Origin of the sequence: Mycobacterium sp. SA01, assembly GCF_041287105.1 — a bacterium.
Taxonomy (GTDB): Bacteria; Actinomycetota; Actinomycetes; order Mycobacteriales; family Mycobacteriaceae; genus Mycobacterium.
This window is the reverse complement of the sequence record NZ_JBGGNO010000017.1, coordinates 120,885-147,385: the sequence shown is the minus strand read 5'-3', so window position 1 is coordinate 147,385 and position 26,501 is coordinate 120,885. Positions and strand designations below refer to the sequence as shown.

At 67.2% G+C, this 26,501-nt stretch carries 31 protein-coding genes and 1 riboswitch; of the genes, 17 read left to right on the top strand and 14 right to left on the bottom strand.

The window, feature by feature from the left end:
* Positions 1-6: 6 nt before the first annotated feature.
* Positions 7-220: riboswitch (cyclic di-AMP (ydaO/yuaA leader) on the bottom strand.
* A 215-nt stretch (positions 221-435) separates the two neighbouring features.
* From AB4879_RS10815 to AB4879_RS10805, 3 genes are read right to left on the bottom strand one after another with little or no spacing between them, the layout of a single operon-like run.
* The gene (locus tag AB4879_RS10815; RefSeq protein ID WP_286145649.1) at positions 436-678 is read right to left on the bottom strand and encodes a MoaD/ThiS family protein; all 243 of its coding nucleotides are present in this window, start codon (positions 676-678) and stop codon (positions 436-438) included.
* Between the two features lie 19 nt (positions 679-697).
* Positions 698-1,759, bottom strand: coding sequence for a GTP 3',8-cyclase MoaA (gene moaA, locus AB4879_RS10810; RefSeq protein WP_102808787.1), 1,062 nt, complete (start codon positions 1,757-1,759; stop codon positions 698-700).
* Positions 1,756-2,148, bottom strand: coding sequence for a YccF domain-containing protein (locus AB4879_RS10805; RefSeq protein WP_102808786.1), 393 nt, complete (start codon positions 2,146-2,148; stop codon positions 1,756-1,758). Before AB4879_RS10805 ends, moaA begins: the two co-directional genes overlap by 4 nt.
* A gap of 148 nt (positions 2,149-2,296) precedes the next feature.
* Here AB4879_RS10805 and AB4879_RS10800 point away from each other — a divergent pair, with 148 nt between their 5' ends.
* Complete coding sequence (locus AB4879_RS10800; protein WP_102808785.1) at positions 2,297-2,707, top strand: cold-shock protein; 411 nt, start codon at positions 2,297-2,299, stop codon at positions 2,705-2,707.
* Positions 2,708-2,725: 18 nt separating this feature from the next.
* A complete protein-coding gene (locus AB4879_RS10795) occupies positions 2,726-3,733 on the top strand; it encodes a glutathione S-transferase family protein (protein ID WP_370507584.1) in 1,008 nt (335 codons plus the stop codon).
* Here the strand turns inward: AB4879_RS10795 and AB4879_RS10790 are convergent.
* Positions 3,730-4,353 (bottom strand): helix-turn-helix domain-containing protein, encoded by a 624-nt coding sequence (locus AB4879_RS10790; RefSeq protein WP_102808823.1) that lies wholly within the window; start codon positions 4,351-4,353, stop codon positions 3,730-3,732. The genes AB4879_RS10795 and AB4879_RS10790 overlap by 4 nt on opposite strands.
* Positions 4,354-4,397: 44 nt before the next feature.
* On the opposite strand from AB4879_RS10790, the gene AB4879_RS10785 reads away from it, so the two are divergent.
* On the top strand, positions 4,398-5,327 hold the full coding sequence (locus AB4879_RS10785; RefSeq protein ID WP_370507583.1) for an alpha/beta fold hydrolase: 930 nt from the start codon (positions 4,398-4,400) through the stop codon (positions 5,325-5,327).
* On the opposite strand, the gene AB4879_RS10780 is transcribed toward AB4879_RS10785, so the two are convergent.
* Positions 5,304-5,795 (bottom strand): DUF2771 family protein, encoded by a 492-nt coding sequence (locus AB4879_RS10780; RefSeq protein ID WP_370507582.1) that lies wholly within the window; start codon positions 5,793-5,795, stop codon positions 5,304-5,306. The genes AB4879_RS10785 and AB4879_RS10780 overlap by 24 nt on opposite strands.
* Positions 5,792-7,372 carry an MFS transporter gene (locus AB4879_RS10775; RefSeq protein ID WP_370507881.1) on the bottom strand — a complete coding sequence of 527 codons (1,581 nt, stop codon included), beginning with the start codon at positions 7,370-7,372 and terminating at the stop codon, positions 5,792-5,794. Before AB4879_RS10775 ends, AB4879_RS10780 begins: the two co-directional genes overlap by 4 nt.
* Positions 7,373-7,552: 180 nt before the next feature.
* On the opposite strand from AB4879_RS10775, the gene AB4879_RS10770 reads away from it, so the two are divergent.
* Positions 7,553-8,521: a DUF3027 domain-containing protein gene (locus tag AB4879_RS10770; protein WP_370507581.1), complete on the top strand. Its 969-nt coding sequence runs from the start codon at positions 7,553-7,555 to the stop codon at positions 8,519-8,521.
* Here the strand turns inward: AB4879_RS10770 and AB4879_RS10765 are convergent.
* Together AB4879_RS10765 and AB4879_RS10760 are read right to left on the bottom strand one after the other, a co-directional pair.
* Positions 8,518-8,970, bottom strand: coding sequence for an SRPBCC family protein (locus AB4879_RS10765; protein WP_370507580.1), 453 nt, complete (start codon positions 8,968-8,970; stop codon positions 8,518-8,520). The genes AB4879_RS10770 and AB4879_RS10765 overlap by 4 nt on opposite strands.
* Positions 8,971-8,994: 24 nt before the next feature.
* The gene (locus AB4879_RS10760) at positions 8,995-9,285 is read right to left on the bottom strand and encodes a DUF2530 domain-containing protein (RefSeq protein WP_370507579.1); all 291 of its coding nucleotides are present in this window, start codon (positions 9,283-9,285) and stop codon (positions 8,995-8,997) included.
* A 102-nt stretch (positions 9,286-9,387) separates the two neighbouring features.
* Here AB4879_RS10760 and AB4879_RS10755 point away from each other — a divergent pair, with 102 nt between their 5' ends.
* The 3 genes from AB4879_RS10755 to AB4879_RS10745 all read left to right on the top strand — a co-directional run bounded on the left by AB4879_RS10755 (position 9,388) and on the right by AB4879_RS10745 (position 11,038).
* Positions 9,388-9,819 (top strand): MarR family winged helix-turn-helix transcriptional regulator, encoded by a 432-nt coding sequence (locus tag AB4879_RS10755; protein ID WP_370507578.1) that lies wholly within the window; start codon positions 9,388-9,390, stop codon positions 9,817-9,819.
* On the top strand, positions 9,816-10,643 hold the full coding sequence (locus AB4879_RS10750; RefSeq protein ID WP_370507577.1) for a TrmH family RNA methyltransferase: 828 nt from the start codon (positions 9,816-9,818) through the stop codon (positions 10,641-10,643). Before AB4879_RS10755 ends, AB4879_RS10750 begins: the two co-directional genes overlap by 4 nt.
* A gap of 122 nt (positions 10,644-10,765) precedes the next feature.
* Positions 10,766-11,038 carry a DUF2537 domain-containing protein gene (locus AB4879_RS10745; protein WP_370507576.1) on the top strand — a complete coding sequence of 91 codons (273 nt, stop codon included), beginning with the start codon at positions 10,766-10,768 and terminating at the stop codon, positions 11,036-11,038.
* Between the two features lie 4 nt (positions 11,039-11,042).
* Here AB4879_RS10745 and sepH read toward each other — a convergent pair whose 3' ends face one another.
* Positions 11,043-11,837 carry a septation protein SepH gene (gene sepH, locus AB4879_RS10740; RefSeq protein ID WP_370507575.1) on the bottom strand — a complete coding sequence of 265 codons (795 nt, stop codon included), beginning with the start codon at positions 11,835-11,837 and terminating at the stop codon, positions 11,043-11,045.
* A 75-nt stretch (positions 11,838-11,912) separates the two neighbouring features.
* Positions 11,913-13,031, bottom strand: a complete 1,119-nt coding sequence (serC, locus tag AB4879_RS10735) for a phosphoserine transaminase (protein WP_102808775.1) — start codon at positions 13,029-13,031, stop codon at positions 11,913-11,915.
* 158 nt (positions 13,032-13,189) lie between these two features.
* Here serC and AB4879_RS10730 point away from each other — a divergent pair, with 158 nt between their 5' ends.
* On the top strand, positions 13,190-14,206 hold the full coding sequence (locus AB4879_RS10730) for a diiron oxygenase (RefSeq protein ID WP_370507574.1): 1,017 nt from the start codon (positions 13,190-13,192) through the stop codon (positions 14,204-14,206).
* An 18-nt stretch (positions 14,207-14,224) separates the two neighbouring features.
* Positions 14,225-15,910 (top strand): FAD-dependent oxidoreductase, encoded by a 1,686-nt coding sequence (locus AB4879_RS10725; RefSeq protein WP_370507573.1) that lies wholly within the window; start codon positions 14,225-14,227, stop codon positions 15,908-15,910.
* On the opposite strand, the gene AB4879_RS10720 is transcribed toward AB4879_RS10725, so the two are convergent.
* Positions 15,907-16,380, bottom strand: a complete 474-nt coding sequence (locus AB4879_RS10720; protein ID WP_370507572.1) for a hypothetical protein — start codon at positions 16,378-16,380, stop codon at positions 15,907-15,909. The two genes, AB4879_RS10725 and AB4879_RS10720, sit on opposite strands and share 4 nt — an antisense overlap.
* A 7-nt stretch (positions 16,381-16,387) precedes the next feature.
* Positions 16,388-16,837, bottom strand: a complete 450-nt coding sequence (locus tag AB4879_RS10715) for a VOC family protein (protein ID WP_102808772.1) — start codon at positions 16,835-16,837, stop codon at positions 16,388-16,390.
* 157 nt (positions 16,838-16,994) lie between these two features.
* Here AB4879_RS10715 and AB4879_RS10710 point away from each other — a divergent pair, with 157 nt between their 5' ends.
* Positions 16,995-18,332 (top strand): MFS transporter, encoded by a 1,338-nt coding sequence (locus tag AB4879_RS10710; RefSeq protein WP_370507571.1) that lies wholly within the window; start codon positions 16,995-16,997, stop codon positions 18,330-18,332.
* Here the strand turns inward: AB4879_RS10710 and AB4879_RS10705 are convergent, their stop codons facing one another.
* Positions 18,333-19,457, bottom strand: coding sequence for a citrate synthase 2 (locus AB4879_RS10705; RefSeq protein ID WP_370507570.1), 1,125 nt, complete (start codon positions 19,455-19,457; stop codon positions 18,333-18,335). It abuts the gene before it with no gap.
* A 116-nt stretch (positions 19,458-19,573) separates the two neighbouring features.
* Here AB4879_RS10705 and pdxH point away from each other — a divergent pair, with 116 nt between their 5' ends.
* From pdxH to AB4879_RS10670, 7 genes are all read left to right on the top strand, one after another.
* A complete protein-coding gene (pdxH, locus tag AB4879_RS10700) occupies positions 19,574-20,212 on the top strand; it encodes a pyridoxamine 5'-phosphate oxidase (protein WP_102808819.1) in 639 nt (212 codons plus the stop codon).
* Positions 20,213-21,487, top strand: coding sequence for an MFS transporter (locus tag AB4879_RS10695; RefSeq protein WP_370507569.1), 1,275 nt, complete (start codon positions 20,213-20,215; stop codon positions 21,485-21,487).
* 28 nt (positions 21,488-21,515) lie between these two features.
* Positions 21,516-22,178, top strand: coding sequence for a TetR/AcrR family transcriptional regulator (locus AB4879_RS10690; protein WP_370507568.1), 663 nt, complete (start codon positions 21,516-21,518; stop codon positions 22,176-22,178).
* Positions 22,179-22,218: 40 nt separating this feature from the next.
* A complete protein-coding gene (locus tag AB4879_RS10685; RefSeq protein ID WP_370507567.1) occupies positions 22,219-22,896 on the top strand; it encodes a TetR/AcrR family transcriptional regulator in 678 nt (225 codons plus the stop codon).
* Between the two features lie 61 nt (positions 22,897-22,957).
* Positions 22,958-24,256 (top strand): citrate synthase, encoded by a 1,299-nt coding sequence (locus tag AB4879_RS10680; protein WP_370507566.1) that lies wholly within the window; start codon positions 22,958-22,960, stop codon positions 24,254-24,256.
* A 119-nt stretch (positions 24,257-24,375) separates the two neighbouring features.
* Positions 24,376-25,827 (top strand): MFS transporter, encoded by a 1,452-nt coding sequence (locus AB4879_RS10675; RefSeq protein ID WP_370507565.1) that lies wholly within the window; start codon positions 24,376-24,378, stop codon positions 25,825-25,827.
* Positions 25,817-26,233 (top strand): MarR family winged helix-turn-helix transcriptional regulator, encoded by a 417-nt coding sequence (locus AB4879_RS10670; protein WP_370507564.1) that lies wholly within the window; start codon positions 25,817-25,819, stop codon positions 26,231-26,233. Before AB4879_RS10675 ends, AB4879_RS10670 begins: the two co-directional genes overlap by 11 nt.
* On the opposite strand, the gene AB4879_RS10665 is transcribed toward AB4879_RS10670, so the two are convergent.
* Positions 26,226-26,474 (bottom strand): DUF2630 family protein, encoded by a 249-nt coding sequence (locus tag AB4879_RS10665; RefSeq protein ID WP_370507563.1) that lies wholly within the window; start codon positions 26,472-26,474, stop codon positions 26,226-26,228. The genes AB4879_RS10670 and AB4879_RS10665 overlap by 8 nt on opposite strands.
* Positions 26,475-26,501: the final 27 nt, after the last annotated feature.

Here is a 26,501-nt window from a genome sequence, read left to right as displayed (position 1 = left end):
GCGAAGTGTTCCTCTCTTCAATGCGCCTGCGAGGTCAGCTGTCGGGTTCGGGCTGGAGAGGTCGCCCGGCCGTCGTCGTCTCTGGTGGAAACGATTTCGGCTTCACCCCAAGGAGCTTTGTGGCTCCGAGTCCTATCGGTGGACCGGTGGGTCCCCCGCCTCCATCCATGGTGTTCGTTGGTCTCTCCGCTCCTTGGATGGAGCTCAGCGCTAAGAGCGAAGAGGGTCTGCCCGGGTTGAGGGGGCTGACCTTCGAGAGACGGTAATGGGATCGGCGAGACCCGTCATCTTTTGCAAATCCGGGCGTTTCTGGTACTGGCAAACCTTAAAAAAGGTTAAAGCGCCTAGACGGCCCGACGTTCGCCCAGGTAGTTACAGCACTAAACCGCACCGTGGCCATCTCGTTACCTGATCGTGATGTGACGTAAATCACGCTCAACCGCCGGCAAACGGGGGTAACACGTCGAGGGTCTGGCCGGATTGCAGGGCTGTCGCCTTGTTTCGCACCGCGATTCCGTCGCGCAGATATGAGCAGCGCTGTAACACGCGCGCTAATTCCGCGTTGCGACAAGCTAATTCGTCGACCACATCGGCGACTGTCGCTCCGGCCGGCACGCTGAGCAGATCTGACTCGGTGCCCGCGGCGGCGCGTGCCGCAGCGAAGAAACGCACAGTCACCTGTACTGATTCGGCCACCTCAGCCCCCGATCGCACTCATCGGCCGTTGGGGTTGGACGAAATCTGGATCGTTGATGCCGTGGCCGGCCGCCTTGCGCCACATCGCGGCACGCCATGCCGACTCCAGCACCGCATCGTCGGCGCCGGTGCGCAGCAGCGCCCGCAGATCGGTCTCCTCGGCCGCGAACAGGCAGTTGCGGATCTGCCCATCGGCGGTCAGGCGGGTCCGGTCGCAGGCCGCGCAGAACGCGTGCGAGACCGAGGCGATGATCCCGACCGTCGCCGGGCCACCGTTGACCTGCCAGAGCTGGGCCGGAGCCGACCCCCGCGGTGCCGGATCCGTGGTGAGGGTGAAGCGCTCGGCCAGTGCCGCGTAGATCTCGTCGGCGCTCAGGTTGGCGTCCCGACGCCACAGGTGACCGGCGTCGAGCGGCATCTGCTCGATGATGCGTAATTGGTAGCCGTAGCGCAGGCAGTACTCCAACAGATCGACGGCGTCGTCGAGGCCGCTCACGGCATCCAGGACCGCGTTGACCTTGACCGGCCCCAGACCGGCCTCGGATGCCGCGGACAGACCGTCGAGAACATCGGAGAGGCGGTCCCGCCGGGTGATGGCCGCGAACTGCTCCGCGTCGAGGCTGTCGAGCGACACGTTGACCCGGTTCACGCCGGCATCGGCCAGCGCCCGGGCGCGACGGGCCAGACCCACCCCGTTGGTGGTCAGCGCGATCTCAGGACGCGGGCGCAGAGTGGCCACCGCGGACACCACGTCTTCGAGCCCGCGATACAGCAGAGGCTCGCCACCGGTGAATCGGACGCTGGTGATGCCGAGCCGGGTCACCGCCAGCGTGAGCAGCCGCACCAGCTCGTCGCGGGTCAGCAGGTCGTCGCCGGGCAGCCAGTCCAGTCCCTCGGCGGGCATGCAATAGGTACAGCGCAGATTGCACCGGTCGGTCAGCGAGACCCGCAGATCGGTGGCCACCCGGCCGAACGTGTCGACCAGCGGTCCGCTGCGCGGCATGTCCGCCGCCGGTACGTCGTCGCGGCGGATCGCGGGCACTCCCAGCCCGACGACGGTCATGCCGCCACCCGCGCGCTATCGGCGGGCACGATCTCCTTGCCCAGCGGCATCAGGGAGACCGGGATGAGTTTGAGGTTGGCCAGCGCCAGCGGGATCCCGATGATCGTGATCGCCATCGCCACCGCGCTCACCAGGTGACCGATGGCGAGCCATACGCCGAACAGCACGATCCAGATGACGTTGCCGATCAGTGCGCCAGGGCGTGGGCCCGGCTTGTCGACGATGGTCCGCCCGAACGGCCACAGCGCGTAGTTGGCGATCCGCAACGAGGCGAAGCCGAACGGAATGGTGATGATCAGAACGAAACTGACCAGCGCGGCCAGCAGATAGCCCAGGGCAAGCCAGAGCCCGCCGAACAGCAACCAGACGACGTTCAGGATCAGGCGCATGTCTCCTCCAGCGGTTTGCCCAGCCTACCGAACTAAACTCTGGTGCTGGCCGTAGGTCATCCCGAGTAGGATCACCGGCACGCGTCCTGCACCGGCGGGACGCTTCGTCATGTTGTCATGAACCCCGTCAGACAAGCAGGTGAGACCAGTGCCGACCGGCAAGGTGAAGTGGTACGACGCCGAGAAGGGATTCGGCTTCCTGTCCCAGGAGGAAGGCGAGGACGTCTACGTCCGTGCGTCGGCACTGCCTGAGGGCGTCGAAGGTCTGAAGGCCGGCCAGCGGGTGGAGTTCGGGCTGGCGTCCGGCCGCCGTGGCCCACAGGCGTTGAGCGTCAAGCTGATCGATCCGCCGCCGAGTCTGACCCGGACCCGGCGTGAGGCCACGCCCATCGAGCGCAAGCACACTCCCGACGAACTGCACGGCATGGTCGAGGACATGATCACCTTGCTCGAGGGCGCGGTTCAGCCCGAGCTGCGCAAAGGTCGCTACCCGGACCGAAAGGTGGCCCGGCGGGTGTCCGAAGTGGTCAAGGCGGTCGCGCGGGAGCTCGACGCGTAACTGGCGCACACTGGAGTCGTGGGTGCCTATGTCGCCGGAGGCGGCGAGTTCAATCGCGATACCAACTACATCACCACCAGGATCACCGCCGACGGTGCTGACGGATATCCCGTCGAGCCCGGCCGCTACCGGCTGATCGTCGCGCGCGCCTGCCCGTGGGCGAACCGGACGATCATCGTGCGCCGCCTGCTGGGCCTGGAGGACGCGCTGTCCATCGGGTTCTGTGGGCCGACGCACGACCAACGCAGCTGGACCTTCGATCTGGATCCCGGTGGCGTGGACCCGGTGCTGAAGATCCCGCGGCTGCAGGACGCCTACTTCGCGAGGTTCCCGGATTATCCGAAGGGCATCACGGTCCCGGCGATCGTCGACGTACCCACCGGTCAGGTGGTCACCAACGATTTCGCCCAGATCACGCTCGACTTCTCCACGGAATGGACCGCCTACCACCGCGAGGGTGCGCCGCAGCTGTACCCCGAGCCGCTGCGCGACGAGATCGACGAGGTCGCCCAGCGGATTTACACCGAGGTGAACAACGGGGTGTACCGCTGCGGGTTCGCCGGCTCGCAGGAATCCTACGGACGCGCCTACGACCGGTTGTTCACCGCACTGGACTGGCTGTCCGAGCGGCTGGCCGATCAGCGGTATCTGGTGGGGGACACCATCACCGAGGCCGACGTGCGGCTTTTCACCACGCTGGCGCGTTTTGATCCGGTCTACCACGGCCACTTCAAGTGCAACCGGTCCAAGCTGTCCGAGATGCCGGTGCTGTGGGCCTACGCCCGAGATCTGTTCCAGACGCCGGGATTCGGCGATACCACCGACTTGGTCCAGATCAAGCAGCACTACTACATCGTGCATTCGGACATCAATCCGACCGGTGTGGTGCCGAAGGGTCCGGACCTGTCGAACTGGTTGACGCCGCACGGTCGAGAAGAATTGGGGGGCAGACCGTTTGGTGACGGAACGCCGCCGGGGCCGACGCGGGAGGGGGAGCGGGTCCCTGCCGGGCACGGCGCGGGTTAGCGCGCGAAGACGGTCTCCACGGCAGCCCGGTCGCCGTCGATATCCACTTGCACCGCAACATCATCGAGGGTCAGCAGTCCGGTCGCGAGGCCGAGGACGATCGGTGCCTCGGTGGTCAGGACGGCATCGTATGAGCGGCCATCGGGCAGACTTACCGCCACGCCGGATCGGTTGGCGCGCAGCTGAAGTGTGTCGCCGCCGATGTCGATCCCCACAGTGGCCGATCGGGTCGGCGGCCGCCGGCCGGTGAACAGTGCGGGAAGGGCCACCAGTAGCCACTCGATGCGGAACTCGTCGCCCTGGGCACCGCGGATCATCAGCGGCGTGGACCACCGGACGAGCCCCTCGATGGGTTCCCGAAGTTGCGCGCCCCAATCGGTGAGCGCGTAGGTGATCGCGTTGCCGTCCTCGGCCAGTCGCCGCTCGACGACGCCGGCGTGCTCCAGTTCGCGGAGGCGGTCGGTCAGCAGGTTGGTCGCGATACCCGGCAGCCCGTCGCGCAGTTCGCGGTAGCGGGCGGGCGCGACCAGAAGCTGACGGACGATCAGCAGATTCCACCGATCGCCGATCACATCCAGGGCCCGGGCCAGTCCGCAGTACTGGCCGTAGTCTCGACTCATCACGGTCTCCACTTGCAAAAGTAATGTCTGCTTGATTATATCAAGTGACCCTGGAGGAGGGGATCGACATGACGCTGGCGCAGCGGCCCGGGTGGGTCGACGACAAGTTGTTTCCATTCGTGAGCCGGTTCGTCGACATCGACGGCCACACCGTTCACTACGTCGACGAAGGCTCGGGACCCACGTTGCTGTTCTTGCACGGCAACCCGACCTGGTCGTTCGTCTACCGCGATGTCATCAAGGCGCTGCGAAGCGAATTTCGTTGCGTAGCAATTGATTACCCCGGATTCGGACTGTCGACGGCGGCGGCGGGTTACCGGTATCTGCCCAGCGAGCACGCCAAGGTCGTCGGTGCGTTCGTCGATGCTCTCGAACTGACCCACGTGACGCTGGTGGTGCACGACTGGGGCGGCCCGATCGGGCTGTCGGTGATCGAGAAACACCCCGAAGCCTTCGACCGGCTGGTCGTGGGCAACACCTGGGCCTGGCCGACGGATGCCCCGCACGTGCAGATCATGTCGCATGTCATGGGCGGACCGCTCGGCCGTCTGCTGATCCGGCAGTTCAATCTGTTCGTCAACCTGATGATTCCCGCGGGGCACCGACTGGCCAAGCCCAGCCGGGACGAGATGGCCCACTATCAGAAGGCTCTCGACAGCCCGGCGCGGCGCGATGCGTCGGCCATCTTCCCCCGCGAGCTGACCGCCAGCCGCGCGTTCCTCGCCGAGGTGGAAGCCGGCCAACCGGCGATCGCGGACATCCCCACGCTCATCATCTGGGGTGACGCCGACATCGCGTTCAGGGAGAGCGATCTACGGCGCTGGGAGCGGACCTTTCCCAACCACCGGACTGTGATTGCCGACGGAGCAGGACATTTCGTGCAATCGGATGCCCCCGAGCAGTTCGCTTCCGCGATCCGGGACTGGTGTTCGCAGCCGTCGTCGTCGACGCTAGGGCCAGGCCAGACGGACTGACCACTCCGCATGCGGGGCATCGCGCAGCTCGCCGTTCTGGTCCTGGACCAGGGTGACCAACTGCACGACAACGCCGGTGAGCCGGCCGCGTTGCGGATCGACCGTCGGAATCGTCACTGCCAGTTCGGTATTGGGCCGATACATGGTGGTCGTGGAATTCCGCTCGTCTTCGTACACGCGCAGCAACTGCCATGGCGCCCGCCCGATCGCGGTGGGAACGGAGAGCTGCACCGGGTAGCGCTCGGTGACCGAAAGCTGGCCCTGGGTCTGCGGGTTCTGGCAATCGTTGAGGTTCACCACGTTGCAGTACACGTATGGTCCGACGCGCACCGCCTGACCGTGCGAATAGGCGCTGATCTCGGGGAAGGCCGATTCGGTGCCGCGGGTCAATGCCCACGCGGCCACGCCGGCACCGGCCGACGCCAGCACGACGATGATCGCCAAAAGCCATCGGGTCCAACGGTTCATTGGTACGTCACCGCCGATGCGCCCTCCGGTTCGGCCAGCACCGGGCGGTTGCCGCCGAAACCGGGGATCAGTGAATTGCCGCGGTAGCTGACGATGGTCTGGGCGAGGCCGAGAATCAGCAGCGCGCTGATCGCGGTGAAGCCAACCCACAACTCGGTGTACACCAGCACTCCGATCGCGCCGCCCATCACCCACGCCAGCTGCAGGACCGATTCGGAGCGTCCGAACGCCGACGCTCGCGACTCCTCAGGCAAGTCGTCCTGCAGCGAGGCGTCCAGTGAGGCCTTGGCGATCGCAGTCGCACCCGAGGTGACCAGCGTGGCCACCGCCGCGACGATCAGGTTGCCGGTGACCGCGGCCACCATCGCCATGACGGTCACCGCGACCGTGCATCGCACCACCAGCATCGCCGGCCGGCCCAGCCGCATCCGGGCCGCGGTGAAATTACCCGCGAAGTTGCCGATGCCCGCGGCGGCGCCGAGCATGCCGAGCATGCCGAGCTGTACCCAGCCGCTGGCCTGGTGCGCCTTGGCGACGAACGCCGGATACAAGAACAGGAATCCGACCATCGCTTTGATCGTGCAGTTGCCCCACAGCGAGGTGATGATGTTGCGGCCCAGCGGTTGTCGTGGTCTGCCGGTCTTCGCGGCCGGCTCGTCTATCCAGCCTTGCGGCCCGCTTTCGCCGTGATAGGTCAAGGTGGCCGGCACCTCGCCTTCGGTGACCTCCACCCAGCGCGGGATCCGCATCGACAACGAGGCGCCCGCCACGGCGACGAAGACGACGACGAACAGCGCGCCGGGCAGCTTGAACACGCTGGTGAGCAGGTATTCCGCCCCGGCCGCGATACCGCCGCCGACGATGGTGCCCCCGATCAGACCGAACATCGTCAGCCGCGAATTGACCCGCACCAGGTCGATCGTCGGTGGCATGACCCGGGGGGTCACCGCGCTGCGCAGCACGCTGAAGGACTTGGACAGCACCATCATTCCGAGCGCGCAGGGGTAGAGCACCCACGACGGGTAACTGCCGGTGGCGCCGTCGTAGTCCATGATCAGCACGAACGCCAGCGCAGCGCGAAGGATGAACGACATCGCGAGCGCCGCACGCCTGCCGTGCTGGACGCGATCCAGCGCGGGCCCGATCAGCGGTGCGATCACCGCGAACGGCGCGATCGTGATCAGCAGGTACAGCGCGACCTTGCCCTTGCTCTCGCCGGAGGCGGCGGCGAAGAACAGCGTGTTGGCCAGTGCGACGGCCATCGCCGAGTCCACCGCGAAGTTCGCGACCACCGGCCAGGTCAGCGCCGTCAGACCGGACTTGTCGGCACCGTCGGCCGTGGCCGCGCGGTGCACCATCGAATACACCTTCGTGCCCATCTCGCGGCTGCGGTTCGCGGCGCCGCGACCGCGGGTCACCCGTTCGTCGGCGCTGGGCGATCCTGGCGGCGGCCAGGGTTTCTGGGTGCGCTGCTCGCCCAACGGCGGCAGATAACGGTTGGAGCTGGGCGTGGGGTTGGACCGGCGGGTGGCCTCCGAGCGCCGGTAGCCGTCCGGGTCGCTGGGATAGTTGGCCATGCCCGGGTGTTCTCCGGATGTGCCCGCCGAATAGCGGCGATCGGGTCCGAACGCCGGATTCGCGCGGGTTTCGTCACGCCGGCTCTCAGACACCTCACGATTGTCCCCTATCCCGGCATGCCGGGCGCGCACGTGACCGGTGTGGCTGCACACATAGACCGTGAGGCAAGATTGGTGACGATGGACAGCACCCTTGACGCGAAAGAAGCCACGGCACCGGCGCAGGCCGCCGCGCCGTCGGACGCGGTTGCCGCCGTACTGAGCGGTGCGGTGGAGCAGGCACGGCAGGCCATCGTCGAACACAGCGGCGACACGGTGGGCGAATACCTCGGCGTCAGCTTCGAGGACGAGACCGCGGCGACGCACCGCTTCTTGGCGAACATGCCCGGTTATCAGGGCTGGCAGTGGGCGGTGGTGGTCGCGGCCTACGAAGGCGCCGATCATGCCACCCTCAGCGAGGTCGTGCTGGTGCCCGGCCCGACCGCGTTGCTGGCTCCGGCCTGGGTGCCGTGGGACGAACGCATCAAGCCTGGCGACTTGAGCCCCGGTGACCTGCTGGCTCCCGGCAAGGATGACCCGCGCCTGGCTCCCGGCTACACCGCCACCGGGGATCCGCTGATCGACGACACCGCTTTCGAGGTCGGCTTCGGCCGTCGCCAGGTGCTCAGCGCGCTGGGTCGCGACGAGACCGCGCAGCGCTGGCACGACGGCGATCATGGCCCCGATTCGCCGATGGCCCGCGCGACGAAGCGGGTGTGCCGCGATTGCGGCTTCATGGTTCCGTTGGCCGGCGCACTCGGCACGATGTTCGGGGTGTGCTGCAACGAGATGGCCGCCGATTCCCACGTCGTCGATTTCGAGTACGGCTGCGGCGCGCACTCGGACACCCCGCGGCCGGCGGGCACGGGATCGCCGCTGTATGACCCGTACGACGACGGTGTGCTCGAGGTGGTCGAGGTCGTCGCGACCGTCGCCGAAACCCCGGCGACCGCCGCGCCCCCGGAAGAGCGGGGAGTTCCGGAGACCCCGGAGACCCCGGACGTCTCGGAGACACCGGAGGTCTCGGAAACGCCGCAGGTACCCGAAAGCCCGGCGGCTCCCGAAACCCCGGAGGCACCCGAGGCGTCCGAACCGGGCGAGCAGGCCTAACCTTCGGCGGCGGCCTTGATCCGCGCCAGCGACAGGTTCATCCCGTCGACCAGTTCTTTCTCGAAGTTGGGCACGCCGCCCATCACCGCGTTCACCGTCATCGTCGACACGGCCTTGACGCCGTTCTCGGCGTGCCGGGTCTCCACCACCCTGGTGCCGGTGGCGGTCGGCTCGAGCTCATAGCTCCAGACGGTGTTGTTGGCGTTGACCCGGAACGCCAGCTTCTGTTCCGGAATCAGTTCGGTGATCGTCGACGTCGTCGGCCAGAACAGGTTGTTGCGCCGATTGAGGTTGAAAGTGCGGGTGCCCGGTTTGACCGCACCGAGCGGCTTCATCAGCCGGCACTGCGGGCTCCACTTGGGCATGTTGCCCAAATCCGACAGCAAGGTCCAGACCTTGCCGACCGGGGCGTTGATCTCGATTTCTGCTTGCAACAGCGGCGCTGCCATTGTTTTCCCTTCGTCGTGGACTGGTTATTGTCCGCGTGGCTCGATGCCCGTCTGCGCGCCTCGGGCCCCGCGCCGTGCCGCGGTGCGCTGCCACAGGAATACCGACGTGCCCACGACGCCGGTACCCAGGCCGGCGAGCGCGATCGGCCGCCAGGACTCGCACGCTGCGACGGTGAACGCCGCGATCGTCACCAACGCCCACAGCGCGGCCCCGACGATGATCACCGGCCACGGATCCAGCAACGCCGCGGGCAGGGCGGGCGGCTCGGGTTCGGCCACCGGCTCTCGACCTGGTTCGCGCTGATCGGATGGCATTGTCGTTCAAGGTAGTCGATGGGCCGGCGAGCCCGGTGTGCGGTTGCCGGAGTTGGCCGGTTCATCATGGATCGGGTGTTGTCGTGTCGTACTGTTTGCGTCGTGAAAGACGGTGACCTGCGGCTGGCCAGTGATTTGTCGCTGGCCGTCATGCGTCTGGCGCGTCAGTTGCGCTTCCGCAGGCCCGAATCACCGGTCACGCTGTCGCAGCTGTCCGCTCTGGCGACCCTGGCCAAGGACGGCGCGATGACGCCGGGGGCGCTGGCGGTCCGGGAACGGGTCCGGCCGCCGTCGATGACCCGGGTGATCGCATCACTGGCCGATCTCGGGCTGGTGGTGCGCACGTCGCATCCCTCCGACGGGCGCCAGGTTCTGGTGGCCGTTTCCGACGCCGGTGCGGCGCTGGTCGACAGTGAGCGCAGGGCCAGTCAGGAATGGCTGCGCAATCGGCTGGCGACACTGGACAGCGACGACCGCGCCATCCTGCTGCGGGCCGCGGACCTGATGACCGTCCTCGTCGACGAAGACGCGTGAGCGAGAAGGCTTTTGGCGCGATAGAGGTCGTCGATATCACCGATCCGGGTGATCCCCGCGTCGACGACTTCCGCGACCTCAACAGCGTCGACCGCCGACCGGACCTTCCCAGCGGCAAGGGATTGGTGATCGCCGAAGGCGTGCTGGTGGCCCAGCGGATGATCGCCTCACGGTTCACACCGCACGCGTTCCTCGGTACCGACCGCCGGCTGGCCGAACTCGGTGACGACCTGTCCGGGGTGCCGGCGCCGTTCTACCGCGCCACCGCCGAGGTGATGGCCGAGGTGGTCGGGTTCCACCTCAACCGCGGTGTGCTCGCGGCGGCTCGCCGGCCACCGGCGCTGACGTTGGCAGAAGTGCTCGACGACGCGCGCACGGTCGCGGTGCTCGAAGGCGTCAACGATCACGAGAACCTCGGCTCGATCTTCCGCAACGCTGCCGGGCTCGGCGTGGACGCGGTCATCTTCGGTTCCGGGTGCGCCGACCCGCTGTATCGGCGTGCGGTGCGGGTGTCGATGGGGCACGCCCTGCTGGTGCCGTTCGCTCGCGCCGAGCGGTGGCCGGCCGATATCGCCGAGTTGCGTGAGCGTGGATTCCGGCTGCTGGCCATGACGCCCGATCCGGCGGCGCAGACCCTGGCCGAGGCGATGGCCGGGTTGGCGGAGGACCGGGTCGCGGTGCTGGTCGGCGCCGAGGGGCCCGGGCTGACCGAGACGGCGATGCGGGCCAGCGATGTCCGGGTCCGCATCCCGATGTCGCGGGGCACCGATTCGCTGAATGTTGCGACCGCTGCGGCGCTGGCGTTCTACGAGCGGGCGCGGTGACTAAAGTTCACCCGGTGGGCAGGAGCGAAGCGACCCGGGGAGTTGACCCGGTGGGCAGGAGCGAAGCGACCCGGGAAGTTCACCCGGTGGGCAGGAGCGAAGCGACCCGGGGAGTTGATTCGGTGAACGAAGAGACGACGCCGTGGGGAACCGGTCTGACCGTGGCAGCTTTCGTCGCCGCGGTGACGGGCGCCGCGATCGTTGTGCTCAGCCTCGGCATGGTGCGGGTGCATCCGCTGGTGGCGATCGTGCTGAACCTGATCGCGGTCGGCGGACTGGCGCCGACGTTATGGGGCTGGCGGCGCATTCCGGTCCGACGGTGGTTCGTCCTGGGTGCCGGTCTCGGCGTCGCAGGCGGGTGGATCACCCTGCTGGCGATGGCCGCCGCTCAGTAGTCGGTCAGCGCTCGCCGCTGGAACGCACCCCGAGCAGCACGTCCTCCCAGCCGGGGACCGACGGCTTGGCCTTGGCGCGTTTGGCCCTCGGCGCCGCGGCGGGAGCCGGGGCCGGAGCGGGTGCCTGCTTTTCCTCGACCGGGGCCGGAGCCGGTTGCGGCTGCTGCTCCTCGAACTCCAGTTGCGCCACGACGGCCACCGGGCGCAGCGGACGCTCGAATGTCGGGTCGATCAGCTCGCTGGCCGCGTCGTCCAGAGCCGACACGGTTCCACCGTGGGCGCCGGGGCTGAAGCGGAAGTGCGCGACGTTGTCGGAGAGCCCGGCCTGCCACGCCATCTGCACCACCCAGCGGCCGTCTTCACCGCGCCAGGCGTCCCACGACGTCGACTCGAGGCTGTGCCCCCGTGCCACCAGGGCGGTGGTGACGGTGTCCAGCAGCGTGGTCACCGCGGGTCCGTCGGCCAGCACCGGATGCGCGGCGCCGGCCAGCTCGGCCGCCCGGGAGCGCTCCAAGAGCACCGGGTGGGCGAATCGCTCGACCTTGCTGATGTCCATGCCGGATGACGCGGCAACTTGCTCGACGGACGCACCCGCACGGATGCGCGCCTGAATATCCCTTGGCCGCAACACGCCTTTGACCTCTTTGTCCCTCAGGGTCTGGCCCAGCGACCGGTCACCGCGAACCGCGGCACGCAGTCGGTCGTCGACCTGCAGGGTGAACTTGTCGGCCGGGTCGGGACCTTCGCAAATAATGTGCCTGCCGTCGACATCGAGTCCGATCACCCTGAGTTCTCGCATGTCGACCTCCTTCGCCCGGACTTTAACTCAGCCCCGGCTTGATTACGGTTAGGACACGCGGGGATGACGACGAAGTCAGCCGAGGCGTTCGACGACCCAGTCGACGCACTGCGTCAGCGCGGAGACGTCGTCGGGTTCGATCGCCGGGAACATCGCGATCCGCAGCTGGTTGCGGCCCAGCTTGCGGTACGGCTCGGTATCGACGATGCCGTTGGCCCGCAGCACCTTGGCCACCGCGGCGGCGTCGACTTCGTCGGTGAAATCGATCGTGCCGACGACCTGCGACCGCAGCGCGGGATCGCTGACGAACGGGGTGGCATACGACGACGCCTCGGCCCAGGAGTACAGCCGCTGCGACGAGTCGGCGGTGCGCTTGACCGCCCAGTCCAGCCCGCCGTTGCTGTTCATCCAGTCGACCTGCTCGGCCATCAGCACCAGCGTGCCGATCGCCGGGGTGTTGTACGTCTGGTTCTTGAGGCTGTTGTCGACCGCGATCGGCAGTGACAAGAAGTCGGGCACCCAACGGCCCGACCCGGCGATGGCCTCGATGCGGGACAGCGCGGCGGGGGAGACGACGGCCAGCCACAGGCCACCGTCGCTGGCGAAGTTCTTCTGCGGCGCGAAGTAGTAGGCGTCGACGTCGCTGACGTCGACCGGCAGCCCGCCGGCCCCGGAGGTCGCGTCGATCAGGATCAGGGCGTTCTCCGAACCCTCCGGGCGGCGAACCGGCACGGCCACCCCGGTCGAGGTCTCGTTGTGCGCCCAGGCGATCGCGTCGACCGACGGGTCGGACTGCGGCTCGGGTGCGCTGCCCGCGTCCGCCTTGATGACGATCGGGTCGTCGATGAACGGGTTGGCGGTGGCGGCCGAGGCGAACTTCGAGGAGAACTCGCCGTACGTGAGGTGCAGAGAGCGTTTCTCGATCAGCCCGAACGCAGCGGCGTCCCAGAACGCGGTCGCACCGCCATTGCCCAGGATGACCTCGTAGCCGTCGGGCACCGAGAAGAACTCACGCAGACCGTCGCGGACCCGGCCGACCAGGTTCTTCACCGGCGCCTGGCGGTGCGAGGTGCCGAACAAGGCGGCCGATGCGGCCAGCGCGTCGAGCTGCGCGGGGCGCACCTTCGAGGGGCCACAGCCGAAGCGACCGTCGCCGGGCTTGAGATCGGCGGGGATTGTCAACTCATCAGCCATGCCCCCAAGCCTAGGAGGCCGTGCGTTCGCCCATGAAACAGAGGGTGCACACCGAGGCGTTGAGCGAGCCCGAAACCGGGTATGGACATGTATGCGATACCTGCGGTACCGTTTGTACAACAACCGCCCAAATGTAAACCTCTATTGAGGAGACTGTCATGGCGAGAACCAAGATCATCCAGCGCTGGCGCCGCAATATGGACGTGCTGGACGACACCGCCTATGTCGAGAAGCTGATGACGCTGTCCGAAGGCTCAGTTCGGCGGAACTTCAACCCGTATACCGACATCGACTGGGATTCGCCCGAGTTCGCTGTCGTACCCAACGATGAGCGTTGGATCCTGCCCGCGACCGACCCGATCGGGCAGCACCCCTGGTATCAGTCGCAGTCCAAAGAGCGGCAGATCGAGATCGGCATGTGGCGTCAGTCCAATGTGGCCAAGGTCGGGCTGCACTTCGAGTCGATTCTCATCAGGGGCCTGATGGAGTACGCGTTCTGGGCGCCCAACGGCTCACCGGAATACCGGTACTGCCTGCATGAGGCGGTCGAAGAGTGCAACCACACGATGATGTTCCAGGAGATGGTCAACCACATCGGCGCTGACGTGCCGGGTATGCCGCGCCTGCTCAAGTGGGTCCAGCCGGCGATCCCATTGGTGGCCGGCCCGCTGCCGATCCCGTTCTGGTTCGGCATCCTCGCCGGTGAGGAGCCCATCGACCACACCCAGAAAAACGTTCTGCGCGAAGGCAAGACGCTGCACCCGATCATGGAGCGCGTGATGGCGATCCACGTCGCCGAGGAAGCCCGGCACATCTCGTTCGCGCACGAGTACCTGCGCAAGCGGGTGCCGCACCTGCCGCGCCGCAAGCGGTTCTGGCTGTCGTTGTATGTGCCGGTGGTGATGCGGGTGCTGTGCTCGGCGATCATCGTGCCGCCGAAGGCGTTCTGGAAGGAATTCGACATCCCGCGCTCGGTGCGCAAGGACATCTTCTTCTCCTCGCCTCAGTCCCGGCAGATGTTGCGCGACATGTTCGGCGATGTCCGGATGCTGTGCCAGGACACCGGTCTGATGAACCCGCTGGCGAAGCTGGTGTGGCGGATCTGCCGGATCGACGGCACGCCGAGCCGCTTCCGCAGCGAGCCGGCCCGTCAGCACGTGGTTGCTGCCGCGTAAATCGAAGGACTCACGCCTGTGCCCCATGTGATCACCCAGTCGTGCTGCAGCGACGGGTCCTGCGTCTACGCCTGCCCGGTCAACTGCATCCACCCCAGCCCCGACGAGCCGGGCTTCGCGACCGCCGAGATGCTCTACATCGATCCGGTCGCATGCGTGGACTGCGGGGCGTGCGTCAGCGCCTGCCCGGTCGGTGCCATCGCGCCGGCCAGCAAACTGACCGACCAGCAGCTGCCGTTCGTCGAACTCAACGCGGCGTTCTATCCCGAGCGGCCCGCGGGGGTGAAAGTGCCGCCGACCTCCAAGCTCGCCCCGGTGCTGCCCGCGCCGCAGGTGCGCCGTGGCGGTGGGGATCTGACGGTGGCCGTCGTCGGGTCCGGGCCCGCGGGCATCTACGCCGCCGACGAGCTGCTGACGCAGAAGGGCGTGCGGGTCAACGTCTTCGACAAACTGCCCACCCCGTTCGGTCTCGTCCGCGCCGGCGTCGCACCCGATCATCAGCACACCAAGGGAGTGACGCGGCTCTTCGAGCGGATCAGCAGTCACCCACGCTTCACGTTCTACCTCAATGTCGAAGTGGGACAACACATCCGTCACGAAGAGTTGCTACAGCACCACCACGCGGTGCTGTACACCGTCGGCGCTCCGAACGACCGCAGGCTCGACATCCCCGGCATGGAGCTGCCCGGGGCAGGCACCGCCACCGAGACGGTGGCCTGGATCAACGGTCACCCGGATTTTGCCGGGCTGCCCGTCGACCTGCGCCACGAACGGGTCGTGGTGATCGGCAACGGCAATGTGGCACTCGACGTCGCTCGGATCCTGACCGCCGACCCCGACGGCCTGGCCCGCACCGACATCTCGGACGCCGCGCTGAGTGCCCTGCGAAGCTCGGGCGTGCGCGAGGTCGTCATCGCGGCGCGGCGGCGTCCGGTCGACTCGGCGTTCACCCTGCCGGAGCTGATCGGGCTGACGTCGACGGCCGAGGTCGTCCTCGACGCCGCCGACCACGCCCTGGTGCAGGAGGACCTGGCCACCGCCACCGATGCGGTCACGGTCGCCAAACTCGAGATCTTGGCCAAACTACCGGTCGCGTCCGACCGCATCGACCGCAGGCGCATTCGGCTGGCCTACCGGCTCACGCCCCACCGGGTGCTCGGTACCGAGCGGGTCGACGGAGTCGAATTCCGTTGCACCGGAACCGAAGACCCGGTGCAGATCGAGGCCGGACTGCTGCTCACCTCGATCGGATACCGCGGCGCGCCGATCGCCGGCCTGCCGTTCGACGAGGCTTCCGCTGTCGTCCCCAACCGGGACGGGCGTGTCATCGATCCCGTCACCGGCTCGCCCATCGCCGGCGCGTACGTGGCGGGCTGGATCAAACGCGGACCGACCGGCTTCATCGGCACCAACAAATCCTGTTCCATGCAGACTGTCTCGAACCTGGTGGACGACTTCAACGCCGGCTTGCTCGGCAACCCCGATGCGCGACCGGCGTCGCTGGACAAGCTGGTGCGCTCCCGTCAGCCCGATGTGGTCGACGCCCGCGGCTGGCGTGCCATCGACGCAGCGGAGACGGCCCGCGGCGACGCCGAGGGACGGGCGCGGGTGAAGTTCACCGACGTGTCCGAGATGGTCGCGGTGGCCGCCGCGGCGCCGGAGCCGCCGCTGGCCAGGCGGCTGCTCGCCGGGCTGTTGCGTTAAGCCTTGTCCCGCAGGTAGTTCAGCACGGCATTCCAGTCCGGGAAGCGCTCGGAGCCGTACGGGATCCACTCACCCTCGAAGTGCTCGGCACCGTTGTTGGGCCGGTCGTCGACGAGGAAGTCACCGCGGTTGAGGTCCTTGTGGTGAGTGAGGATGAGCCGCTTGTACGCGGGTGAATCCTCCTCGGCCCCAAGGTGTTCGTGCACCCATTCGATCTTGTGCTGCCACCCCGACGGGTTGCGCCACGGCGCGGTGGACAGCAGGTAGGTGTCGAACAGCTCCGACAACTCGGTGTACGCCTCGATCGCGCCGGGCATCGAACGCATCAATGCGAAGATGCCCGGCGCCTCGTCCATCCGGCCGCGGTACTTGTCCACCACGACCTGATCGAGGCCCTCGATCCGATGGCCGAAGTCGACCATCGTGTTGTCGAGGTCGATGTAGAGGATCTTGCGGCGAGCCTGGGTCACGTCGCCATCATGCCTGGCTCATCGCCCGCTGGATCTCGTCGTAGCTGACCTCACGCACCGGTTGTCCGAGCGACCACTGATGCCCGAACGGGTCCCGGATCATGCCGTACCGATCACCCCAGAACTGGTCGTCGAGCGGCATCACCACCGTCGCGCCGGCGTCGAGCGCACGCTGGAACTTCTCGTCCACGTCGGTGACGGTCAGATGGATGGTCACCGGGGAGCCGCCCAGCGCCGGCGGCGTCATCGACTTGCCGCCGGACGCCTCCGGAAAGTCGTCGTTGAGCATGATCATGGCACCGTTGATCTGCAGCGCGGCATGGATCAGTTTCCCGTCGGGCCGGGGCACCCGACCGATCTCGGTGGCGCCGAACGCCTTGATGTAGAAGTCGATTGCCGCGGGCGCGTCGTCGACGACCAGGTGCGGGGACAGTGCGGGTTGGAACTCGATCGCCATAGAAGCCTCCTGTGGTGTGAAGCGGCCGGCCGGGCCGCCACCGATGTAGACACTGCGGCCGGGGGAAACTCATCGGCCGCCTCGAATGCAACCACCGGGTACCGACAGAAATCACCAGCGGTGGAGTACGGTTCGGGCTGACACAGGGAGGCCGACGATGACCACCACGACAGTGCCGCGGTCGAGCGCCGCCCAGACCCGGCGGGCGATCTGGAACACGATCCGAGGGTCGTCGGGCAACTTGGTCGAGTGGTACGACGTCTACGTCTACACCGTGTTCGCAACGTATTTCGAGGGCCAGTTCTTCGATGAGTCCGAGAAGAACTCGACGGTGTACGTGTACGCGATATTCGCGATCACCTTCGTGATGCGTCCCGTCGGGTCCTGGTTCTTCGGCCGGTACGCCGACCGGCATGGCCGGCGCGCCGCGCTGACGGTGAGTGTGTCGCTGATGGCACTGTGCTCGTTGATGATCGCGGTGGTCCCGTCGCAAGCGTTGATCGGGATGGCGGCGCCGATCGTCCTGATCGTCGCCAGGCTGGTGCAGGGCTTCGCGACCGGCGGTGAGTACGGCACGTCGGCGACGTACATGTCGGAGGCGGCGACGCGAGAGCGGCGCGGATTCTTCTCGTCGTTCCAATACGTGACGCTGATCGGTGGGCACGTGCTGGCGCAGTTCACGCTGCTGATCCTGCAGTCGTTCCTCAACGACGACCAGATGCGCGAATTCGGTTGGCGCATCGCGTTCGCCATCGGTGGCGTCGCCGCGGTGGTGGTGTTCTGGCTGCGGCGCACCATGGACGAGTCGCTCTCCGAGGAGGTCATCGAAGCGGCCAAGGCCGGGCAGGACAGCGGCGCCGGGTCCATGCGGACTTTGTTGACGCAGTACCGGCGGCCGTTGCTGCTGTGCTTCCTCATCACTCTCGGCGGCACGGTGGCGTTCTACACCTACAGCGTCAATGCGCCGGCGATCGTCAAGACCGCGTACAAGGGCGAGGGTATGACGGCGACGTGGGTGAATCTGACCGGGCTGATCTTCTTGATGGTGCTTCAGCCGGTGGGCGGGATCATCAGCGACCGGATCGGCCGCAAGCCGATGTTGGTGTTCTTCGGTGTCGGCGGTGTGCTCTACACCTATGTCCTCATCACGTTCCTGCCCCAAACACGTTCGCCACTGGCGTCTTTCGGGTTGGTCGCGGTCGGCTACGTGATCCTGACGGGATACACGTCGATCAACGCGCTGGTGAAGTCGGAGCTGTTCCCGGCCCAGGTGCGGGCGCTCGGGGTGGGGGTCGGGTACGCGCTGGCGAACTCGATCTTCGGCGGGACGGCGCCGCTGATCTACCAGGCGGCCAAGGAACAGGGCCAGGTACCGCTGTTCATCGGCTATGTCACCGTCTGCATCGCGGTGTCGCTGGTGGTGTACGTGTTCTTCCTGCGCAACAAGGCCGACACGTATCTGGACCGGGAGCGGGGTTCGGCGTTCCGGGCCTGACTAGACAGGTCGGTGCGCGATCTCGTCCCAGCCCTGCACCGCGTCCGGCGGCCTGGGGGCCGGACCGACGTAGATCGCCGAGGGGCGGACCAGCTTGCCGAGCTGCTTCTGCTCCAGGATGTGGGCGCACCACCCGGCGGTGCGACCGCAGGTGAACATCGCGGGCATCATTTTGGCGGGCACCTGGGCGAAGTCCAGGATGACCGCGGCCCAGAACTCCACGTTGGTCTCGATCGCCCGGTCCGGACGCCGTTCGCGCAGCTCGGCCAGCGCCGCCTGCTCGAGTGCGACAGCCACCTCGTACCGCGGTGCCTGCAGCCGCTTGGCGGTTGCCCGCAGCACCCGTGCCCGCGGGTCCTCGGCCCGGTAGACCCGGTGGCCGAAACCCATCAGCTTCTCGTTGCGGTCCAAGACGCCTTTGACCACCGCGCGGGCGTCCCCGGTGCGTTCGACGTCCTCGATCATCGGTAGCACTCGGGCGGGAGCGCCGCCGTGCAGCGGGCCGCTCATCGCGCCGATCGCGCCCGACATCGCGGCCGCGACATCCGCTCCGGTCGAGGCGATCACGCGCGCGGTGAACGTGGAGGCGTTCATCCCGTGTTCGGCTGCCGACACCCAGTAGGCGTCGATGGCCGCCACGTGCCGCGGATCCGGCTCACCCTGCCAGCGGGTCATGAAACGTTCTGTGACAGTGGCGCATTCGTCGATCACGCGCTGAGGCACCGCCGGCCGGTAGATACCGCGGGCGGACTGGGCGACGTAGGACAGCGCCATCACCGACGCCCTCGCGAGATGATCGCGGGCAGTTTCGCCATCGATGTCGAGCAGCGGCGCGTAGCCCCAGATCGGTGCCAGCATCGCCAGGCCGGCCTGAACGTCGACCCGGACGTCGCCGGTGTGAATGGGTAGCGGGAACGGCTCGGCGGGGCGCAGACCGTTGCCGAACCTGCCGTCGACCAGCAGCGCCCACACGTCGCCGAAGGTCACGCCATTGCCGACCAGATCCTCGATGTCCACACCGCGATAGCGCAGTGCGCCGCCGTCCCGATCAGGTTCGGCGATCTCGGTGGTGAAGGCCACCACCCCTTCGAGGCCGGGCACGAAGTCGTCGGGTACCACCGTCATGGGTGGATTCTCCCACTCGGCAATCGGACCGTCGCTGCCGGTCGGTAACCGGCAGCCGAATGTTTGCGGCGTACCGTTGGGCCGTGGAGACGCCCAGGGACGATCGCCTCGCGGCGATGCGCGTTGAGTACGGCTCGGTCGAGAAGGACGGCAGCAGCGACCTCGATGTCGACTGGCTCGCCGACGGCTGGCTTGCCCTGTTGCACAGGTGGATCGCCGACGCCGAATCGGCCGGTATCGCCGAGCCCAACGCCATGGTGCTGGCCACCATCGGCACGGGATCAGACGCGGGAAGACCCGTCAGCCGCACGGTGTTGTGCAAAAGCGTGGACGAGACCGGGATCACCTTCTACACCAACTACGACTCGGCCAAGGGCGATGAGCTCGCGGCGACTCCGTATGCCGCCGTGACGTTCCCCTGGTACGCGCTGGGACGACAGGTGCACATCCGCGGCGCGGTGACCAAGGTCAGCGCCCAGGAGACCGCAGAGTATTGGTCCAAACGCCCGCGCGGTTCCCAGCTGGGGGCCTGGGCGTCGGCGCAGTCGCGCCCGATCGGCTCCCGCGCCGAGCTGCTCGCTCAGCTCGCCGAGGTGACCGAACGCTTCGCCGCCGACGAGACGGTGCCGGTGCCGCCGCACTGGGGTGGCTACCGGATCGCCCCCGAGGTGGTCGAGTTCTGGCAGGGCCGGGAGAACCGGGTACACAACCGAATTCGTGTGAGCAACGGCTCCATCGAGCGTCTGCAGCCGTAGGTGGCGCGGCTCTTTGCCGACACCACCCCACTGAGAACGCCGGACTTCCGCCGGCTGTGGGTGGCCGGCGTCATCACGGTCATCGGGGCCAACCTCACCATCTTCGCCGTCCCCGTCCAGCTGTACGCACTGACCCACAACTCGGCGTACGTCGGGCTGTCCGGGGTGTTCGCGCTCGTGCCGCTGGTGGTGTTCGGGCTGCTCGGCGGGGCCTGGGCCGACGCCATGGACCGTCGGGTGTTGCTGATCATCACCTCCAGCGGCTTGACGGTGTCCTCGCTGCTGCTGTGGCTGCAGGCCGCCCTTGGCCTGAACAACGTGTGGGCGGTGCTGTGCCTGCTGGCCGTGCAGCAGGTGTTCTACGCCATCGACAGCCCCACCCGGGCGGCCGCCATCCCGCGGATGTTGCCCGGCGCGCAGTTGCCCGCGGCCAACTCGTTGAACTTCACGGTGTTCCAGTTCGGCGCGATCGTCGGCCCGCTGATGGCCGGCGTGATGCTGCACTGGGTCGATCTGTCCACCCTCTACCTGATCGACACGCTCACCTGTGTGGTGCCGGTTCTGGTGGCGTTCCGCCTCGCGCCGATCCCGCCTGCCGTCGGCGGTAGGGGCATGGGTTTCGACGCCCTGCGCTCGGTCGTCGAGGGTTTCCGATTCCTGTCCGGAAACAAGGTCGTGCTGATGTCGTTCGTGGTCGACCTGATCGCGATGATCCTGGGCATGCCGCGGGCGTTGTTCCCGGAGATGGCGCACCAGAGTTTCGGCGCCCCGATCGAAGGTGGCACCACGATCGCGCTGCTGGCGGCCGCGATGTCGGTCGGTGCGGTGGCGGGCGGGGTGTTCTCCGGCTGGTTTCCCCGCATCCAGCGTCAGGGCCTTGCCGTCGTGATCTCGATCGTGGTCTGGGGTGCGGCCATGGTCGGCTTCGGCGTCGCCGGTGGCCTCGCGCATGGTCATACCGGCACGATGCTCTGGATTGCGTTGGTGTTCTTGGCGATTGGTGGCGCAGCGGACATGGTGTCGGCGGCGTTCCGCTCGACGATCCTGCAGCAGGTGGCGTCCGACGACCTGCGCGGCCGGCTGCAGGGGGTGTTCACGGTGGTCGTGGCGGGCGGTCCGCGGCTGGCCGCCGCCCTGCACGGCGCGGCCGCCGCGGTGGTCGGCACCACGATCGCCGCGGCCGGTGGCGGAGCGCTGGTGGTGGTCGGCGTGCTGATCGCGGCAGCGGCCGTCCCGATTTTCGTTCGCTATCGGGTGCCTGCCGCGAACCCGTGAATCGGCACGTTACGGCTACGATCGAGGGGTGGCCGACGTGATCGCGCAGCCCCCTGCGGGACTGCGCGAACGGAAGAAGCAACGCACGCGCGCCATGCTCGTGGACGCGGCCGTCACGCTCTGCATCGAGCGCGGTTACCACAACACCACCGTCGAGCAGATCGCCGCCGCAGCCGAGGTGTCACCGCGAACCTTCAGTCGGTATTTCCCCACCAAAGATGCGGTGATGATGACCGTGCTCGACGACCTCGTCGACGCCGCAGTCGCCGCTCTCGCCACGATCGATTCGGGAGTCCCGCCGTTGACGGCGCTGGCGCGCGCCCACACCATGGCGCTGCGCGGCGTCACCTCCGGTGCGGTGAGCCCGCTGACCACGCACCGCCTGGTGTTGATGGTCAACGTCATCTCGTCGTCGAGTGCGTTGCGGCTGGCGGCGGCCGCGACACGGCTGCGTCCACTGGTGGTGGCGGTGGCCGCGCGGATGGGCGCCGAGCCGACGGACCAGCGGGTGGCGCTGATCGTGTCGGTGTGGGGTGCGATCACCGCCGCGGCCTGGGGACAGTTGGTGATCGGGCCGGGCGACTACGACAACTGTGGCGAGATCATGGCCGACCGGCTGCACCTCGCCTTCACCGAATTCGCCGATATCGCCGCGCTGGAAGCGGGTTCGGCGCTACCCTCTACGGTTTGACCTCGGGGGGCGCCGGGACGGCGCGGGGGGGAGGCGCGGCATGGCCCCAGTCGCGAGAGTTTCCGTTCCCGGCCTGCGTGAACTCAAGAAGCAGCGAACCAGGGCGACGCTGATCGATGCGGCCGTCCGGCTGTGTATCGACCAGGGTTACGACAACACCACCGTCGAGCAGATCGCCGCCGCCGCCGAGGTCGCCCCGCGCACCTTCAGCCGGTACTTCTCGAACAAGGAGGCCGTGCTGGTCGCGATCATGGACGAGGTCGCAGGCGATGTGGCCGCCGCCCTCGCCCGTCAGCCCCTCGACATGACCCAATACGACGCACTGGCGCGCGCGCACCTCGAGACGTTCAGCACCGAGCAGTACGGGTCTACGGCATCGTTCGAACGGATGAGGTTGTTGCTGACGATCGTGAATTCAGCCCCGGCGCTCGGGCTCGCGCCGTTCATGTTCCGCGCGGGCGACGTCCACCACCGGGCGATGGACGTCGCGGCGCAGCGGATGGGTGTGACAGCCGATCACCCGTCGATCCGCATCCTGTTCGACACCTGGGCAGTGGTGATGGGAGTGGCCTGTAACGGGCTGGGGACCGCCGACGGTCCGCCGATCGAGCCGGACGTGGTGTGCCGCCGAATCGAGTCGGTGTACGGGCTTTTCACCCGGCTCTGGGCGCCGTGGGTGACCCCGGGCTCAAGCCCCGCGGGCGTATCGGCACAATAGCGACTACCTTCACCTACATACGGACGCCTCGCAGGCGTCGACGAGCTCAGAAGGGGTTCATGTGGCCGCAACCGACGAGACCGCCTCCCTGAAGTACCCGGGCGGCGAGTTGGACCTGGACATCGTGAAAGCGACGGAGGGGTCTGACGGGTTCGCGCTGGGCTCGTTGCTGGCCAAGACTGGCTACACGACGTTCGACCAGGGTTTCGTGAACACGGCGTCGACCAAGAGCGCGATCACCTACATCGACGGTGACGCCGGCATCCTGCGTTATCGCGGCTACCCGATCGAGCAGCTCGCCGAGAAGTCCACCTTCATCGAGGTGAGCTACCTGCTGATCTATGGTGAGCTGCCCACCACCGAGCAGCTGGAGAAGTTCACCACCCAGATCCAGCGGCACACCCTGCTGCACGAGGACCTCAAGCGGTTCTTCGACGGTTTCCCCCGCGATGCGCACCCGATGCCCGTGCTGTCCAGCACGGTCAACGCGTTGAGCGCCTACTACCCCGACTCGCTGGATCCGCTGAACAAAAAGCAGGTGGAGCTCTCGACGATCCGGCTGTTGGCCAAGCTGCCGACGATCGCGGCGTACGCGTACAAGAAGTCCGAGGGTCAGCCGTTCCTGTACCCGGACAACTCTCTGACGCTGGTGGAGAACTTCCTGCGGATGACGTTCGGTTTCCCGGCCGAGCCGTATGAGGTGGATCCCGAAATTGTTCGCGCCTTGGACATGCTTTTGATCCTGCACGCCGACCACGAGCAGAACTGCTCGACCTCGACCGTGCGCCTGGTGGGCTCGTCGCAGGCCAACCTGTTCACCTCGATCTCCGGCGGTATCAACGCGCTGTGGGGCCCGCTGCACGGCGGCGCCAACCAGGCCGTGCTGGAGATGCTGGAGAAGATTCGCGTCGGCCAGGACGACGTGCAGACCTTCGTCAAGAAGGTCAAGAACAAGGAAGACGGTGTGAAGCTGATGGGCTTCGGGCACCGCGTCTACAAGAACTACGATCCGCGGGCGCGCATCGTCAAGGAGCAGGCCGACAAGATCCTGGGCAAGCTCGGTGGTGACGACGAGCTGCTCGACATCGCCAAGCAGCTCGAAGAGATCGCGTTGACCGACGACTTCTTCATCGAGCGCAAGCTGTACCCGAATGTCGACTACTACACCGGCGTGATCTACCGCGCGATGGGCTTCCCGACCCGGATGTTCACCGTGCTGTTCGCGCTGGGCCGGCTCCCGGGCTGGATCGCGCACTGGCGGGAGATGCACGACGAGGGCAGCAGCAAGATCGGCCGGCCGCGTCAGATCTACACCGGCTACACCGAGCGCGACTACGCCACCATCGACACCCGCGGCTGAATCTCCCTTCCGCCCAAACCGACATTTGGGCGTAGAAGTGCGAGTGATCTTCATCATTTCGTCGATTTCGGTGCAGCACCGGCTTGACCCGTCAACGGTTGTAGTTTCACAATGATTGTGTGATTACAACTGTTGGCGAGCTGAGCGCGCGGCGCAAGACGATCATTCTGGCGTCCTGCTGCCTGAGCCTGCTGATCGTGTCGATGGACTCGACGATCGTCAACGTCGCGATCCCGGCGATCCGCGCCGACCTGCACGCCACCCCGTCGCAGATGCAATGGGTCATCGACATCTACACCCTCGTGCTGGCGTCGCTGCTGATGCTCTCCGGCGCCACCGGCGACCGCTTCGGGCGCCGTCGCGTCTTCCAGATCGGGCTGGCCACCTTTGCGGTCGGCTCGCTGCTGTGCAGCCTGGCTCCTGACATCGACACCCTGATCGGCGCCAGGCTGATCCAGGGTTTTGGCGGCTCGATGATGAATCCCGTTGCGCTGTCCATCATTTCGCAAGTCTTCGTCGGGCGGGTGGAGCGCGCCCGCGCGCTGGGTCTGTGGGGCGCGGTGGTCGGGATCTCGATGGCGCTTGGCCCGATCGTCGGCGGTTTCCTGATTCAGGCGATCAGCTGGCGCGCGGTGTTCTGGATCAACCTGCCCATCTGTGCGGCCGCCATCATCCTCACCGCGATCTTCGTGCCCGAGAGCAAGTCGGCCACCATGCGCGACATCGATCCGGTCGGCCAGCTGCTCGCCGTGCTCGCCCTGTTCGGCATCGTTTTCGTCCTGATCGAAGGACCGGGGATGGGGTGGTCCAACCCGCGCATCATCGCGATCGCCGCCGGCGCGGCAGTGGCGCTGCTGGCCTTCCTGCGTTACGAATCACGCCGCCACGACCCCTTCATCGATCTGCGGTTCTTCCGCAGCGTGCCGTTCTCGTCGGCTACGGTCACCGCCGTGTGCGCCTTCGCCGCCTGGGGGGCCTTCCTGTTCATGATGTCGCTGTACTTGCAGGGCGAGCGCGGCTATTCGGCCGCCCACACCGGCCTGATCTATCTGCCGATCGCGATCGGCGCGCTGTTCTTCTCGCCGCTCTCGGGCCGGCTGGTGGGCCGCTTCGGTGCCCGCCCGTCGTTGCTGGTGTCCGGTGTCCTGATGACCGCGGCGTCGGTGATGCTGACGTTCCTCACCGCCACGACGCCGGTGTGGGCGCTGTTGGTGATCTTCACGGTGTACGGCATCGGGTTCGGCATGGTCAACGCGCCGATCACCAATGCCGCGGTCAGCGGGATGCCGCGTGACCGGGCCGGCGCGGCCTCGGCGGTGACCTCCACCAGCAGGCAGGTCGGCGTGAGTATCGGTGTGGCACTGTGCGGTTCGGTGGCCGGCTCGGCGCTGGCGGTCGCGGGTGTGGACTTCACCGCAGCCGCACGGCCGCTGTGGTGGATGAACTTGGGCCTCGGCGTGGTGATCGTGGTGCTCGCCATCGTGTCCACTTCGGCCCGGGCCAGGCTGTCGGCACAGCGGCTGGCTCCGCTGATCGAGGACCACCGAAGTGAGGCGGCTCATGTCGGGTAATCCGCTCGCCGATCAGGTGTGGCGATCGATGTCGAGCCTGGTACTGGACAACAAGGACCGCTGGCGTCGCGCGGTTGTCGACCGAACGGGATTGCCGTTCAGCAGAATTCGAATACTGCGCCGGCTCGCGTCGCAGCCGATGACGGTCAAGCAGGTCGCCGAGGCGGCCACCATCGACGCGCCGGCCGCCACTGTCGCGGTGAACGATCTCGAGGCTCGCGGCCTGGTGGTCCGCCAACCGCATCCGGACAACCGGCGCTGCAAGCTGGTGTCACTGACTGACGCGGGCCGCGACGTCATCGCCGTACTCGACGACACCGACGACCCGGCGCCGGAGGTCTTGGCCGCGCTCGATGAACAGGATCTTCAGGCGTTGTTGGCGATCCTGGCCCGGGTGATCAGCTGAGGTAGCCCTCGACTTCATCGCCTGGCCGCACGCTGGCCTGATTCGGGTCGCCGCCCGTCTCGCGCAGTGCGCGACGCTGGCGAAGCAGGTCCCAGCACTGATCGAGTTCGGTTTCGATGGCCCGCAGGCGGGTGTGCTCCTCAGCGGGGTCGAGTTGTCCGTTCACCACCCGCTCACGCAGTTCGCGCTCTTGGGCGACCAGGTCGTGGATGCGGGAAAGGGTTTCGTTGTCTTCAGCCACTGCTCCAGTGTGCCCGACGGAAGCGAG

What these genes read in the sequence shown, in the direction of transcription:
- moaA (WP_102808787.1), bottom strand. Translation starts at nt 1,759, where the DNA reads ATGACCGTCGTCGGGCTGGGAGTGCCCGCGATCCGCCGCGACGACGTA.
- AB4879_RS10805 (WP_102808786.1), bottom strand. Translation starts at nt 2,148, where the DNA reads ATGCGCCTGATCCTGAACGTCGTCTGGTTGCTGTTCGGCGGGCTCTGG.
- AB4879_RS10790 (WP_102808823.1), bottom strand. Translation starts at nt 4,353, where the DNA reads ATGAGTCGAGACTACGGCCAGTACTGCGGACTGGCCCGGGCCCTGGAT.
- AB4879_RS10780 (WP_370507582.1), bottom strand. Translation starts at nt 5,795, where the DNA reads ATGAACCGTTGGACCCGATGGCTTTTGGCGATCATCGTCGTGCTGGCG.
- AB4879_RS10775 (WP_370507881.1), bottom strand. Translation starts at nt 7,372, where the DNA reads ATGGCCAACTATCCCAGCGACCCGGACGGCTACCGGCGCTCGGAGGCC.
- AB4879_RS10770 (WP_370507581.1), top strand. Translation starts at nt 7,553, where the DNA reads ATGGACAGCACCCTTGACGCGAAAGAAGCCACGGCACCGGCGCAGGCC.
- AB4879_RS10765 (WP_370507580.1), bottom strand. Translation starts at nt 8,970, where the DNA reads ATGGCAGCGCCGCTGTTGCAAGCAGAAATCGAGATCAACGCCCCGGTC.
- AB4879_RS10760 (WP_370507579.1), bottom strand. Translation starts at nt 9,285, where the DNA reads ATGCCATCCGATCAGCGCGAACCAGGTCGAGAGCCGGTGGCCGAACCC.
- sepH (WP_370507575.1), bottom strand. Translation starts at nt 11,837, where the DNA reads ATGCGAGAACTCAGGGTGATCGGACTCGATGTCGACGGCAGGCACATT.
- serC (WP_102808775.1), bottom strand. Translation starts at nt 13,031, where the DNA reads ATGGCTGATGAGTTGACAATCCCCGCCGATCTCAAGCCCGGCGACGGT.
- AB4879_RS10730 (WP_370507574.1), top strand. Translation starts at nt 13,190, where the DNA reads ATGGCGAGAACCAAGATCATCCAGCGCTGGCGCCGCAATATGGACGTG.
- AB4879_RS10715 (WP_102808772.1), bottom strand. Translation starts at nt 16,837, where the DNA reads ATGGCGATCGAGTTCCAACCCGCACTGTCCCCGCACCTGGTCGTCGAC.
- AB4879_RS10710 (WP_370507571.1), top strand. Translation starts at nt 16,995, where the DNA reads ATGACCACCACGACAGTGCCGCGGTCGAGCGCCGCCCAGACCCGGCGG.
- AB4879_RS10705 (WP_370507570.1), bottom strand. Translation starts at nt 19,457, where the DNA reads ATGACGGTGGTACCCGACGACTTCGTGCCCGGCCTCGAAGGGGTGGTG.
- pdxH (WP_102808819.1), top strand. Translation starts at nt 19,574, where the DNA reads ATGCGCGTTGAGTACGGCTCGGTCGAGAAGGACGGCAGCAGCGACCTC.
- AB4879_RS10685 (WP_370507567.1), top strand. Translation starts at nt 22,219, where the DNA reads ATGGCCCCAGTCGCGAGAGTTTCCGTTCCCGGCCTGCGTGAACTCAAG.
- AB4879_RS10670 (WP_370507564.1), top strand. Translation starts at nt 25,817, where the DNA reads ATGTCGGGTAATCCGCTCGCCGATCAGGTGTGGCGATCGATGTCGAGC.